Below are 15,797 nucleotides of genomic sequence, written 5' to 3'. Positions count from 1 at the left end.
CTAATTCGTTGACGCGAGAAACAATCGCCGGCGCACGCGGTCGCCGATATCGACCACCACCATACCGGCGTCGCCGGCTGCCAGGTACGCGTAGTCGCCCGCCACGGCGACGCGGCTGGCCGGCACCGGCAGCTCGGCGACCACCTGGAGCCCATGTTCCGGGCTGCCTTCCAGCATGTAGAAGCCGCCGGTATCCCGATCCAGCGCATTCTCCAGGCGATTGGCGCCGACATTGAACTCGCCGGCAACCACTGCATAGAAACTGTTCTCCCCGGCCGCCATCGGCAAGCGCTGGAGATCCAACGCAGCATGCTCGTTGGGCAACACCCGCTGGCTATTGAGGTAGGACTTGGTCTGCAAGAAGACATCGGCAATGCCGATGCCGCCTTGCGCCATCGCGATCACCGCGTGGCCGTTTTCCACCTCTAAGCCGCGCGCGAAATCGGCCGGCAGCGGCAACTGGTTAACGATGCTGGTGTTGTTGAGGTCGCGCGAATCAAAGGCGATCACGAACAAGCGCGCGCTCCCCGCCACCGGCTGGCCGTTAGAGAGCCGGGCGCCGGTGACGAACACACGGTCGGTGGAACGCTCGAAGTAGGTCGCCACCCCTAACGCCGCATACCCCTGCGGCAGCCGAACTTCGGCCAGAATACGGTCGTCCTTGCCATCGCGGTTGAAGTCGATACGACGCCGCAGATCGTCCAGATTCAGCGGGTTTTCCGCATCGGTGGTGTAGGTCGAAGCGTCGATATTGTAGATGCGCACGCCGCTGGTGCCGGCGGCGGCCACCAGATAAGTCCCGGTCGGGTCGAGCGCCAGATCGTAGATGCGATCGCCGGCGGCCTCGATGTTGGACTGCACCGGCTGTTGGTACTCGAAGGCGCCCGGCAGGACGGCGAACTGACCGTTCTCCAAACGCACTTCGACATCGACCGTACCGATACGGCCGGCCGGGGTCACCAGGCGGATGGTTTCAGAGTCCAGCACGCGCACCTGGTCGGCATCGGCGGGGATATCGTCGAAGCGCACCTCGACCTGGGCGGACTGGAAGCCGCGGCCCTTCAGCGTCACCTCGGTGCCGCCGTTCACGGTGCCTTGCGCCGGCGCGATACTCACCAGTTCCAACGGCTCGACGTAGTTGATCGCCCCCAGACGGCGGTCCCGGCCGCCGTTGCCGTTGATCACGGCGAGCTCTGCCGGCCCCGCTAAGCCCGGCGGCACGGCAAGTGTAAAGCGGGTCTCGTCAGCGCCGAGGCTTTCACTACTCTGGATCGGCGCGTTTTCACCGGCGACCAGGAACACCGCACCGTTGGCGTTCCGCACCACCACCGTCGCCTCGCCGCCGGTGGTCGGCACCACGCCGGTCTCGACGCGCGCGATCTGCGGCCGCGCGCCGGGGCCGGCAGCGGTTTGGAAACGGATTGTGTAATCGAACAAGCCGGCGGTGCGACGGCTACCCAGCACGCCTTTGAGTTCGAGGCGGTGAGCGGCATTAGCCTGTAGCGACGCCTGCGGGGTAATCACCACCCGGCGCGGATTATCGGCGTCGATGCCGGCACTGAAGGGCAGTGCCAACCCGCTGTCGCCGTCGTCGTACAACAACGCTAGGTAACGCGCCAGGTAGGTGTGCGCATCCTCGCCAGCCGGCAGATCCAGCGGCCGGTTGAAGTACAACACCAAGGGCTGATCGGTGCCGAAGCCCTGTTCGCCGTCCGCCGGTAGCGAATGGTCGAGATCCAGCATCAGAGTGTCGAGCAGCAACAACTCCATGGTCCGGTCTTGCGCGTCGCCATAGGCGGTGATCAAGCCGGTCAGGACTCCATCGGCGGTAAAGTCGAGCTCACCGAAACGACGGCCATCCCGATCGCCGCAACTGCCCACCGGCAGCGCATCCAGCAAGCCGAGCTGGTCGGCGCGACTGATATCGTGCAGCGCTAGATACATACGGCCGTCGCCACCGCAACGGGTACGGCCGGTGGCGGTGGTAGCGGGCGCGGCGGCAAAGCCGGTCACACTGCCCGGCACATCGAAGCCGCGGTTATCGTGCCGGCCGAGCAAGCGTACGTGATCCGGCCTTTCGGTATTAAAGAGGAACAAACTGGGATCACGCGAACCCGGCCGCGCCAAGCGCGGCTGTCCAGGCACGGCAACCAGACGGCTGGTCTGACCGGCCTGGCGCGGCACCACGCCAAGCTGCGGCAAGGTCGGCCGGCTAGCATCGAAGACGAAGGTGTGCTCGCCGGCGCTGACGTACAAACGTCCGTTGTTCACCGCCAAGCCCGAGGGGCGTAAGGCAATGCGACGGCCGTCGGCAATGACATCGTGAATTACCCGAACCACCGTCGGCCGACGCGGGTCGGCCAGCGAGATCACGGCCACGCCGTCGCTCGGACTAGCGGCGAATAACAACGCATCGGCGCTTGCCAGATGACGCGGAGCCTGTTCAAAGTTCAGGGACAACGCATACAGGATGTCGCGGTCTTTGCCCTCGGCGGCCTCGGCATCGCCGCTGCCCGGCAGCCGGTCCTCGCGGTCGTAGACCAGAATCAGGCGCTGCGCTTCGTACGGGGTGTTGATGTACGGTAACTCATAACCCTCGGCCGCCACATAAAGCTGCTCATCGGCCAGGTGCAGGGCGCGCGGCACCAGCTCCTGCGGCAGGTTGAAGTAGCCTAAACCGTGCATCGGCGCGGCGTTGCCGAGCGCATCGGGCTGGTAATGCACCAGCGAAATCCAGCCCGGCGCGAATAGGTTATAGAAGTCGTCCAACTCGCTGACCGTCTCCGGCGACACGCCCTGAGCGAGCACGCCACGACCAAGCACATACACAAGGCCCAGCTCGGCATCGGTCGCCAACGCCATCGGCGCCCCCGGCGGCAACTTCATGGGGTCGGGAATGAACACGTGCGGATTGCGCTCGGCGAGCAGCTGATCCAGCTCGTTACGGGAGAACGGGCGTTCGACTTCGATGCGGCGGTCAACGTGCAGACGGCCGTAGAACAAGGCGTTCGGCAGCCAATGGCGGCGACCGTCGGCGTCGCGAATCTCGATATCGACGAAGCCGCGATACGAGCCGTCGAAATTCGGCACCGTCCAGGACATACGCTCGGCGCTGTAGAGCCGCAGGCGATTTTGATCCACGGTATCGGTGACCGCCGTGTCCGGGTTGCCGCTTTGATAGGCGGTCAGCGTCACACCGGGGTGGAAACCGTAGCCGACGATGCTGACGCGGTCGCCCTCACCGGTCTGACTGACTCGTACCACCGGCGGGTCGACGAAGGAGATGTGCAACAGATTGACGTAGGTAAACGCGCCCAGCACGGTGTCGCGCAGGCCGTCGTCGTTCACCACCGTCACCGCTGCCGGCCCCGGGTAATTGGGGATGGTGCGGGCGTAGATCTTGTCGAACGGATCGTCGTCGCGCGGCGGCTCGACTCGGTCGACCAGCAAGCGCTGACCGCCCAGGTACAGCTCGGGGTTGTCGCCGAAGTCATGCCCGCGCACCACAATCTTGGTGCCGCCGTCGATGCCGCCCACCGGCGGCGTGATCGAGGCGATATCGGGCGCGGCGGCAACCCCGGCCGGCGAGGTGGTAAAGGCGAAGCTGTAGCCCTCGGCCAGGGCGCGACCGGCCAAGGGCGCCAGCCCGGCGCTCACCACCACATGATATTCGGTGTTATCCAGCAGTAGCGCGTCGTCGTTGCGACGCAGCTCAACCATCCGATAGTGCGGCTCGCCGTTGCGCTCGCCAAAGCTGAGGCTGAACTGCTCGCTCACGTCGCGCCCGATCAAGGGGTCGCCTTCCAGCACCCGGATATGCTCGGCCAACGGCGCACCGGCCGGCAGCACCGCCGAGAACTCCAGCCGAATCCGCGCCAGGTCGGTGGCCACGTCGCGGGCATCGCGCGCCGGCTGATGCGACAGCAGGGTCAACCCAGCCAGTTCGATGCGGTTAATGCCGCGCTTACCGGCGGCCACCTGCACTCCACCGCGCGCCAGCACCATGCCGCGGGCGGCGAAGTCCTCGGCGCTCGCTTGCGGATGGGTCAGCACCGGCACGGTGGCGTCCTTGCGCGGATCGTCCAACTTACGCAGGTCGACGATCTCGACCAGCGCCTGCGCCGGCTTATCTTCCTGGTCCGAGTAATGCACGCTGACGTAGGCAAAGCCACCCGCCACCGTAACGTCGTAGCTACCGTCCGGCACCAGGTCGGCCTGCGCCGGCTGCAAGTCGACCACCCGCCGCAGCCGCGGCTGGTAGGGGTCGCGGATATCGATGATGTTGAGCGCCGAGACGTTGCCGTCGCCGGCCATATCCGTGAGATACAGGGTCTCGCCTTCGATGTGGAGTCGGTTAGCGACGCCGAAGGTGTCCAGGCGCGCCACGATGGGCATGCTCGGATCGGCCAGGTCGGCCACCACCAACCCCTCGTGGGAGGCGGCGATGAAAGCGAAGTTACCGTGCACGGCGACGTCGCGACTAAAACCGTTCGGCTTGATGTAGCCGACGTGATAAGGCGCGCTCAGGTCGCTGATGTCCACCACCTGCACGCCGCCGTGGCCGTTGGCCACCAGGGCCAGATTATCGCGCCGGGTAACGCCGTAGAGGTCCGGGTAGGGCATGTCGACGCGGCCGGCGAGCAGGTAGGGCAAGCCGAATTGGCCGTCGGCGTTGTTGACGGTGAAGATCAACAACTCGCCGGCGGTGTTGTCCAGGTATTCGCCGCCGGTTTCCGGGTCGATGTCGATCCGGCTACGCATCCGGTTGACGAAGCCATGCCCTTCGCTGCCGGCCACCGTAACGCCGCTCTTCGCCGCTAGCACAAAGTCAGCGTCGGCGTGGATCTCGCCAATGGTACCGGCGAAGATTTCCGCCGCACCGGCCATCAAATCCGAATAGATAAACACCTCGCCGTTGTCGGCGTGCGACTCGTCGACGGCATCGGCGATGAACAAGCCGGTACGCGGATAGGCGATATCGTCGCTCAAACCCGGTGCCGACACAGTGCCCTGTTCGATGCGCATCGGATCCTGCGTCGCCCACGCTCCCAGCAAAGCGCCGTGGCGGTATTCGCCACGATAGTGATCCACCGCCGTGTAGTAGACGTTACGCGCTTCGGTGCGGGCGTTCTGGCCCGGCAGCAGGAAGCGGCGCTCGGAGATCCGCAGGCCGATTTCGTGGCGCGTCTCGCTCTCGGTGCTGTGGTTGTCGGTGCGCACTGTGGTGACCACCCGCACCCGCTCGTTGTGGGCGGTGTCGCGAGCGAGCAGGGCGCCGTCGACGAATTCGTCGCGGTAGACGTAGTAGTGCCGATCCGGGTCGCTTTGGGCGCCGTCGGTGTCGGCGTCGTTACGGAACAACTGCCGTTGGCGCTCGACGACGACTTCCCAGGTCCCGTCCACCCTTTGCCGCTCCCGCAGCCACTGCTGAGTGACGCGGCGTTGCGACTCGACCCCGATGTCGCTGACCAAGGCAACCGAGCGCACCGGCTCGCCAGCGGTGAGAATCTCGCCCTGGAAAGGCTGGATCACTTCCAGCCGCGGCGCAACGGTATCGTCCACCACCCCCACGCGTACCGGCTCGGTCTCGCCGCGCTGACCCAGCACATCGTAAGCAACCGCGTGGATCACCAAGCCCTTGACGCCTTCCGGCGGCGTGATAAGCGCACGATAAATATGCTCCTGGGCGAAGGAGCCAGTGGTGTCGGTGGCCGAGCTATAGGCCGTGTGCACGGCGTTGCCGTTGACGTAGAACACCACTCGATCGATGCCTTCCGGCCCCAGATCGTCGATGGCTTCCACCCAAACCTCGACATCCTGGCCTTCGATCACTGCCGATTCGTTGTTGGCGGGGCGCACAATTCGCGCGCTGGGCGGCTCGTCGGCAACGATCAACAAATCGCGCGGGGCCGACATTTCCGACACATAGCCGTCGACGTCGGTGGCCTCGGCCTTGAAACTCAAGGTGTCGCCGACCCGCCCGGTCGGAACGCTGAGATGGAACTGGAACGGCGCGCTCACGCTCTCGCCGATGCGCTCGTAGCTCGGCTCGGCGCCGGGCGCGGTAATCGCCCTGAACAGACGCACCGAGTCGACCCCGGCTTCCGGATCTTGCGCGGTGACGTGCACCACTATGCCGCGATTTTCGGTGATCTCGGCCAGCTCGCGGCCCAAACTGAAACCGCGGCTGTCTAGGATATCGATGCCGGTGACGGTGGGCGGCTGGTTGCGCATCAGGGTAACCGGCACCTGCTCCTGGCTCTCGTTACCGGCACCGTCCATGGCGTGTACCCGCAACTGCAAGTTCAGCTGCTCGACGCCCTCGGCCGCCTCGCCGAGGTAGTCGGCTAGGGAGGCCAGCTTGAGTTCGGCGGCGTAGGGGGCGGCCAACAGCAAGCGGCGTGCGATCACGTCGGCTTCGTCGAAGTTGCCGCTGCCGGCAGTGTCCGCTAAGAGCTCGAAAGTGACGGTGCTGACACGCACGTTGTCGTGCACTTCGGCCTCCACCGGCAGGCTGCGCTGTTCGACCACGCTGGCGCCGCTGGCAGCCGGACGGCGGATGATGATCTCGGGCGGATCGACGTCTTCCTCGACGCGCACGCGCACCGGGGCCGGTGTCTCGGCCACCCGCGGCTCGCCGGCGAGGCGGATTTCGGTGGCGGTGGCGGTCAGCTCCAAATCGCGACCGGCCTGGCCGTAAGGGATCTCGACCAGGAACTCATACGGGAAGCTGGTATCGGTGTAGGTACGGTCGCCGCCGATCAGGCCGGCCACCTGCAAGCTCACCCGCTCGATGCCGACATCGTCGACCGCATTGACTTGCACCAGCAGGTGCTGGCCTTCGATGACCTCGGCGCCGTCGTCCGGATGGCCGATTGCCACCGTCGGCGGTTCGTCCTCGACCAACTCGATGGTAATTGTCTCTTCCACCAAGTGGTTGTTGAGATCGCCGAACCGCGCCCCGTAGGTATCCAGCGCCTCGACGCTGAGGGTCACCCGGTTATTGGCGCTGACCTCAGGGTCGTAGTCGGGCAGCGTCACCTGGAAGGTGTACGGCGCCTGCCGCAGGCGTTGTTCGTGAATCACCGTGCCGGCGCTGCCGTGGCGCGCCACCAGGCGCACGTAGTCGATGCCGACATCATCGAAGGCGTTGACGTTCACGGCCAGCCGCGTGCCCTCGACCACCCGCTCGCCGGGAGCGGGCTTGACGATATCGACCACCGGCGGCTCGTCCGCCCGCACCGGATAGCTGACTTCCCGCGCCCGTTCGTTACCGGCCGCATCGCGGGCAATGACTTGCACCCACACGTCCAACAGTTCTTCGCCGGTGGGGGCGAGGTCCGGGAACCGATCGAGGATCTCTTGCCGGCGGCCGACGTTGATGATCCGCGTGTACTCGGGGGTGTCGATGTTCACCGTGGTAACCGGCAGGAAATCGCGCGCCTCAATATCGTCGATCACCGCCAACGGGCTACCGTAGTCGGTCATCCGATAACTGCCGTCGGCACTGCGCACGCCGTAGGCGGTATACAACTCCAGCCGCTCGACCTTGACGTTATCGTAAGCGCGAAAACCGAGCGTGAAATCGGAGGCCTCGGTGGGGCCGTAGCCCGGCTCGGGGCGGGTGATGATCACTTCCGGCCGGATTTCGTCGGCGGCAACGTTGATGCTGATCTCGTGCCGCCCCACCGCGCCGTCGCTGTCGCGCATCACGGCGGTGAGCGTGAGTTCCTCGTTATAGCGCACCATGCCCGAGGGCACCGCCATAATCAGGGTACGCATGTCCGCATTGGGGCTGTTGCGGCGGCCGTGCTCGTTGGCCAGCGCGATGCTGTAGCGGCTTTCGATCTCGTCGTAAATCGAGGCGAAGGCTTGCTCGATCACACCCTCGCCGCCGACTTCCTCGGCGCGCAGGATAGCGGTGCGGGATTCCGCCCGGCTCAGCCGCTCGCCGTTGGCATAAACCTCGACCTTATTCCAATCGAACTCGCGATCGTCGGTGGCCACCACGCCGACACGGATGGCGAAAGTGCCGGCAACGATGTATTGATCCTGCGCCGGACTGACGATGCGCACCGCCGGGTTCATGTTCGCTTCCGGGTGCACGATGAAGCTGCGGGTGGCGGTTTGACCGTGCTCGTCCTCCACCACCAGCTCGTATTCGGTGGGTTCGGACTGGGCGAACGCAATATCGGCGCTGACTTCGGCCCGTGTGGTGGGCTGCTCGGGGCAACTACGGCCCCAGTCGCGGCGGTACTCTTCGATACGGTTGCCGGCGCGATCGAGGCGGTTGATCACATAGCTGCGCAGTTGCGAATCATCGCTTAACTGGGCACGGATGTGGAACTGCTCGCCGCTGCGCACCCAAAATTCGCCGGCGTTCAAACGCTCGGCCTGCGTAAAGACTTTCCGATATTCCCTTCCGACCCGATGACTGGCGAACTCTTGAATCGCCAGCTGAGGCGGCTCATTGACGGCCACCGGTAGGGTAAGCAGGTAATCGCTCGCGTGGCCACTGCGATCTTCCGCCACTAGCAACAGTTCCAGAGTTCCCGCAGCTTGATCAAAAGGCACCGTGTAGGGAACGCTGAAGCGATCGGCGGCAAACCGACCGCCCAGTTGCCGCACCACCGTTCCGCGGTTTTCCATGACCCGCAGGGTATCGATCGCTCCCTCGGCGTCGTTGGCCGCCACTTCCAGTTGCAGGTGCTGGCCGGCCACCACGGCTTGGCCGTTACGCGGCTGCACCACGCTCAGTTGCGGCGGCCGCTCATCGGCTTGGGTGTGACGGCTAAGCAGGGCGAACAGATTGAGTGCATCGCGCTCGCCGGAGTGGCGATCGATAGCGTGAGCGAGCACGGTATAGGCTTGGGCCCAATAGTCGGCCGGCACCGGCAACGCATAGCCACGGCTGTGGTCGGCGTTCGTGGTCAGCGCCTGGGCGCCGGCACTGAGGAAGGCTGGCTGAATCTCGCCGTCGCGCGCGTCATCAAGCACCACCGTAATCACCGGCCGCACCAAAATAGCGTGTTGGCCGGCACTGCCTTGGAAGCGGTGCAACTGGGCAAGCGTGCGTCGCTCGATGCGAATCTCGCGGATAAAGGTAGCCACCGGCGCACCGGCGGCGTCCAGCGGCTCGGGGACAATAGTCGCGGCAGTTACGTCAGTCGTCAGGATCGCATCGAGCGCGACGCCGTCGGCGGCTTCGAATGTCTGCTCCCGCACCTCGGCACTGCACGGGTCGTCGTGCAGCGTACGCACCCGGTAGCGTACGTTGGCGGCCCCACTCAGCGCCAAGCGCAACTCCCCCCGCGGGTGTTCCAAATTGGGAGCCGGATACACTTGCAGCACGCCAGCGCCGCTTTGCAGGTAGGTTTCGCCATTAAAGCTCAGCGTTGTGGTCGACGTGCCGGCCTCAGGGTAGTTGAGGCTAATCACCGGCGTGGCTTCACCGTGCAGCACCTGCCGGCCACCTTTTGGCTGGCGGTGCCCGTCCGGCAGCAGGCCGCTCAGCGAACTGAACAGCGGGAAGTAGCGGATGGGGTCCTGCACGCTGGCATAGTCGTCCCGCATGCGCAGAGCATAGAAGGAGACGCCGCCGCGCACCGGGTTAGCGTTCGGCGCGCGGTCGATCAGGTTTAATTCGGGCGGTTGATCCGGCAGCAACTGAAGTCGCCGCCTCAACTCGGCCTCGTTGCCAGCCTGGTCGCTGGCGCGGATCACCAGCTCCAGCTCGCGACCTTCGGCGGGCAGTGGCGCATATTCGCTCAAGTCGAGCTCGATGACCGGAGTCTCCACCATAGCGGCGTTTAGCCCGGATTCGGCGGCTAGCGGCTCGTCGGCGTCGTCCAGCCAAACGCTGTACTCGGCCACCGCGACGTTGTCCGAAATCGAGGCCTGAATGTAGGCCGGCTGACGGTCGTAGAGTTGTTCGCTCGGCGCGCTGAGGTTGATCTCCGGCGGCTCTTCGTCGGCGGCAACGGTTAACTGCACGGCCGCCGTTGTCACCTCGTTATGACCGTAATCCCGGCTCCGGAGGCTAAACCGGTACTGCTCGCCGGCGTGATCGAGATAACGCCGCGGCAGCTGGATACGGCCTTTAAAGTCGGTAAAGAAACGCTCGCCGACGATTAACTCGCCAAAGGTTTCGGGGTTAGGAATGGTAACCCGCTCGACCCGATCGTTACGCGACAGCACCTCCCACTCAAGGATTTCCTCATGGCCGTCGGCATCGGTCAGCACGGCCTGAATATCGTCGACATAGTAGTTATCGTCACCACTGCCGGAGACCGTAAAACTATCGCCCGGCATCAGAGTAAACGGCCCGTCCGGCTCCGCCATCACCAAATTGGGCGGCTCTTCGTCATTGAGGATGGTGACATCGAGCAGGGCTTCGCCGCGCTGATCGGCGTTGTCAAAGGCCTCAGCGCCGATTCGAATACGGTAGGCCTCATCGTCCGGCCGGTGCGGCGTACGCAGCCCGGCGCTTAAGTAACGTCCGGCATTGAGCGCGGCGGCGACTTCCTCACCACTGAAACTGCGCTCGACGAGTCGGGTTACTGTCGGCTCACCGCTCGCCGGCGTGTGCACGCGCTCAATGAAGAAATTGACCGCGACGACTTCGCGATCGTCGCTGGCGGTGGCTGTCATGGTAAACGGCTCGCCTTCGACTAATCGCGAGCCCTGGGCCGGACTGCGAATGGACACCGTGGGCGGCTGGTCTTGATCGAGTTGAAAGCGCCAATTGCTCTCGTCCCGGTTGCCGTAGATATCCTCGGCGGCCGCCACGATAACAAGTTCGCCGTCGCGATCCGGCGGGGTATAGCTAAAGCTGCCTTCAGCGGCATCGCCGGAGACGGCTTCCTGATGAATCTGGGTGCCGTCGACGTGGAAGCTGACCGCGGCCAATTCGGCGTTGTCGGTGGCACGCCAGCGTATGGTGGTCCGATTGTCGCGGTAGATACGGGCATTCTGCACCGGCTCGCTGATGGCAATCCGCGGCGGCTGGGTATCTGGCCGAATCGGCAGCTCCAGCACGAAGGGGCCATTGCCGTCGGAGCGCTGCCCTTTGTCGTCGATGGCGACGAATTCGGCGCGCAGGGTATGCGCTTCGTTGGGCAAATCGTAGGCCGCCAGATCGAGTACGAAACGGGGCAAGAACTCGCGTGCCGGCGGGTAACCGTCGCTATCGTCCTTGCGCTCGGTGAACAAGGGCGTGGCGGCGCCGTTGAGGTAATAGCGCACCTCCATCGCCTGCACGGCCTTGTCGTCGCGGGCGTGGGCATTCAACTCGATGCGACCGCGAGGGAAGAAGGCGGGCCGGCTCTGCTCCACCGCGATCATCTCGGGCGGCTGGTCGGCGGCCACCACGATCACCACCTCGGCGGTCGAACTATTGCCGGCGGCATCGGTGGCGGTCACGCTCACCGGGTAGCGGTCCCACTCAACGTCGGCACCGGAAAACAAGGGCGTGCGCACGATCTTCAGCGCCGAGAAGGCGTTCATCGCGCCCGGCACCTGCTGCGGTGCAAAGTCCGGCGCCTCCAGCACGTCGTCGGGGTTGCCGGTCAGCTCGTAACGCGAGCCTGCCTGGCGCACGCCGCGCAGCGTCAACTTCTCGACCTTAACGTTGTCGTAACCGGCGACTTTGAGGACGATTTCGCTATCCTCCACCACCTGGGCAATGCTGTCGCCGCCCTCGGTGCCGGTCACCGCCGGGGAAACCAAATTCACCACCGGCCGCTCTTCATCGCGGCCCAATACCACCTGAACCGGTTCGCTACGCCCTTCCTGACCACGCAAATCGAGCGCCACGGCTTGCAGAGTCATGACCTGCTCACGGCTTACGCCGGCTTCGGTGGCCATCACATAGCTAAAGGGCGCGGCCGCGTCGGAGCCAACCAAACGGCCATCGGCGTAGAAATCCACCCGCTGTACGCCGGTGTCGTCGCTCGCCAACGCCTGCAGCTCGACCGGCTGGCCGGCGACAATATGCGCGCCTTCGGTGGGACTGACGAGGGCCACGGTCGGCGGCTGGTCTTCGCGCACCGATACCCGCACCGGCTCGGAGTGGCCGACCTGGCCGTGGAAATCGACCACCCGGACCTGCAACTCCAGGCTATCGCCAAGCATTTCCTCGGTAATGTCGTAGCGGAAACGTTGCGTCGCTTGCTGTAGCGCCACGCTTTGCTGAAAACGCCGCTCAGGGTCGTCGTAACGGCGCTGTTCGACCACTTGGCCGTTGACCAGCAGCTCGACATCGGCACCGATGAAGAGCGTATCGTCCATCAAATCGACAGCAATCGCCAAGGCGCGGCCGGCGGTGATCGACTCGCCGGCCACCGGCGAAGTAATAACCGCCGATGGCGGCTGATTCTGCAGGACGCGGATCAAGCGCGAATCGAGCTGCTCGCTGGCGCCGTTGCGACCATGCACCACCGCATGCACGGCCACGCTAGTCTCGCGAGTGGAGGTCCGGCCCAAAGCCGTATCCAGCCGCCAGACCATATAAAACACGTCTTCTTCGCCCCCATCGGGGCTCGGCCGGCTACGCTTATCCAACACCGGGAAATGGGCGTCGCCGACGCGCTCGCCGCCCAGGTAAAAGTCGATATAGTCGACGTCGTTGTTGAACTCGCTGACGTCGGCTAAGCGGCGCGCCAACTGCAAACGCAGCGGCGTACCCTCGACGCGGCGCTCCAGGTGCTCCGGCAACTCCCAATCGACCTCCGGTGCTTCCAGGTCCCGCTGCGACCGCACACGCGTTAGTCGCGCCTCGCTAAGCTGAGTCTGGCCGGCCGTGTCGATGGCCAACGCCTCGAAGCTCAACTCATGGTTAGCAAGTTGCTCCGGAATATCTATAGTCAATTCATACGGTGCGGCTTGGCGCGTGCCAACTACAGCGCCATTCATGAGGAAACGCACTTGCTCGATGCCGACGTCGTCACGGGCATCGGCACGCAGCCTAATGACCTCTCCGACCGTAGCGGTGCGCGGCGCCTCCAGCGCCACTTCCGGCAAAGCATCAACCGCGGTGATCGCCACATTCACGCTTACCGCCGGGTCGTCCCTCAGCGCCACCGTCAGAGGAATGGGCACGCTAGCCGGTACCACCGCCTGGGCGGTCAACCGCCCTTGCGCATCGATGCTCAGAACGCCGGCGGCGCTCTCCGGCAAGCGGTAACTCAGCGCGAGTTGAGAACCGACCTCGGCACGACTGCCGTCATCGAACACGCCCAGCACCGGGGGCAACGCCACGGCACCGTTTAAGCGCGGCAGCTCGAACGTAGCATCGTCCAGACCCTCCAGCACCAAGCCCACCAACTGCTTGGTCAGGTCGACCTCAACCGGAATCTCGACATCGGGCAGGCCTTGATAGGACACCCGAACAGTAACCGGCTCACCGTTGGTTTCCCGCAAGGGATAAACGGTACCGGCCGGTGTTACCGCAACCAGGGAGGGATGGGATGAAGTATAGGTAACGCCGGTACCGGGCCCGGGCAGCGGGGTTAGCCCGCGAAACTGAAATTGAACGGAAGGAATAACCGTTGCCGACTGCAACATGTTATTGAAAACAATCCGCGACGGCGACGCGGTAAGCGCTGAAGCCTCTTCCACCACATCGCTGCCGGTGAAGCTGATCTGCGAGCGCGAGGTGCGGTTACCGGAAGCGTCCACCGCCTCCAAATCGACCAGTACAACGCCGTCGTGGGCGATGGCCGCACCGTCCAAGGCGGCCGTCATCGGCACCGACAGGGCGAAGCGGGTCTGCCCGTCCCGAGTCGGGTAAACTCGCCTAACGCCTTCGGTGGCGGCAAACACCCGGTTGGCGGAAACCAGCTCGGAAATCACGCCCCCGACCGAGCGCAGCTCGGAGGCGCGCACGCCGATAACCGAGAAACCGACGTAGCTGAGGTCGACGTCGTCGGCGGCAGTGGCCTGCACCACCAAGTGTTGTTCACCGTCGAATTGCTCCACGGCGACGCCCTGCAATTGCAGGCTGGGTGGATTGCGCTCGATAGCAAATGATTCAGCGTGCTCGGCACGACTGCCGTCGGTGAAATGCAGAATCAGGCGAGGAGAGAAGCGGGCGGCGCCCGTGAGAACGAAATCAACGCTACAAGCCAAAGGGAAACCGCTGATGCGGCTTAATTCGGCGGCGGCAAAAGACTCTCCGCTGGGCTCGACCTCCAGCCTTCGCAGCCGCGAGCAATCGGCCACCCGCGCCGTATAATGCGCCGAATCCGGAAATTGCCCCAAGCTGACCGCAGCGCGTATATCCACCCCGGCGGCAGCTTGCGCACTCGCCCCCCATAAGAGGAGTGCAACCAGCGCCAAAGCCACAATGGCGCCATAAAGCCCATCCCATGGGCCTTTCCTTTGCATTTTTTGCAAGAGCCTGTACCCGCTCTTTATAGTTTTTTAGTTTTTAAACGGGGATCTTTTTCAAGCAAGCTTTGATCAAGAATCATCCCCTTAAGGCAGTCCCCGAACCTCCCCTCATCGGAGAAAATTCGGTGCTCTTTAAGGCAGAACGATCGCAATAAAAGCAAGGAGCTTAGATGCCGTACGGCGAAAAACCGCACCGAAGCGCTGTCATACTTCTTAGAGCAAAAAAGCTCACCCCGACGTTACCGTGCATAACGCCCGGCAACAGTGCCCATTCAGTTCAATCTAGAAGTGCCGTGGCACGGCTCGAATGCACGAAAGTTGTCTCGGCATTCCCCCTAAAACATGGGGATTCTTGCACGTACTGAATATCAACACACTAGCCCTTACGGGCTAAACACGTCTAAAAGCAATTCATTATCAAAGCGTTACCCAACGACAAGACGCCGCGCTGCGGCCGTACGGTTAGTAAAGGTAGCGTACCTCGTTGAAAACCTACCTCGCGCTAGGATTTGACTGCCTACGCGGCAACGAACTAGAGCGAAAACACCGTAACCCACTGTTTTGACAGCGACAACCCCGCAACGGCCGACTTTAACCCTTTTTTCGCCCCCTCTCTAACTCATTGATTTTATGTGGCGCTTTGCCGGCCGAAAAAAGGGTTGACGCTCGGGGCCTGCCGGCGTTGCCAGCGAAAGGCCGCGCAAGGTGCTTAGCCGGAAGGCGATCAGCCCTCGGCGGCATTCTGAGCGAGGCGCTCGATCTCCGCTTGGCAAATCTGCTCGGTGACGGCGAGCAAGCGCTGTACCCGCTCGGCGAGGTAGTCCAGGTGCTCGTGGTCGACGCTGAAGCCCATGCGGTAGCGGCCGGCGATGTAGGCATTATCCAGCAGGTCGAAAAGATCCTGCTCTTCTTGGGTTTGGCACGGGAAAATTTCCTCGTACACCGGGCCGAACGCGGCGGCCTCCAGCGCCAAATAGACTAACCGATGCTCCTGCGGGGTATAGAGGGTATGAACCAGGAGAATGCACTTGTAGGCTGTTTCGGCAGCTTGGTTGAGGGTAAATGCCGCTCCGCCCATATCGTTCTCGCCTAAATTGAACTCAAACATGCGGTAGAATCTGTTGGCGCGGTTAAGCCAGCTTTCGAAATATTCTTGCGCAATCCGCAGCTGATCTTCGGCACTGAGCTCGCGCGGCTCCTCCAACTCCACCCAGCTTTTCTTATACAGCACTCGGCCCTCGCGCTTGATGTCGAGGAAGAAATACCGCCCTTCGCTCAAGCTCTCGTTAACATGCGCCAAGCGGTGAACGATGGGGCGGACGGAGGCGGAGAAGCCGTGGGCGTTGCAGGTTTGGCTGAGTCGGTGCGCCAGGCTGGCGTCCGATTCGGTCGTCTCGTCGCGCACG

Annotated in this window: 2 protein-coding genes; both read right to left on the bottom strand. The window is 63.8% G+C overall.

What is annotated here, in order from left to right; all coding sequences use genetic code 11:
- The gene (locus CAI21_RS19500) at positions 1–14,385 is read right to left on the bottom strand and encodes an Ig-like domain-containing protein (protein WP_147305179.1); all 14,385 of its coding nucleotides are present in this window, start codon (positions 14,383–14,385) and stop codon (positions 1–3) included.
- Positions 14,386–15,115: 730 nt separating this feature from the next.
- Positions 15,116–15,797, bottom strand: a 682-nt coding sequence (locus tag CAI21_RS19495; protein WP_181919544.1) for a HEPN domain-containing protein, incomplete at its 5' end; no start/stop codon positions are given.

The sequence above is a fragment of the Alkalilimnicola ehrlichii genome, assembly GCF_003399765.1.
Classification (GTDB): Bacteria; Pseudomonadota; Gammaproteobacteria; order Nitrococcales; family AK92; genus AK92.
This window is presented reverse-complemented; position numbering and strand designations above follow the sequence as displayed.

Excerpts from the sequence above, each read along its gene's own strand:
- CAI21_RS19500 (WP_147305179.1), bottom strand. The coding sequence starts at position 14,385 with ATGCAAAGGAAAGGCCCATGGGATGGGCTTTATGGCGCCATTGTGGCT.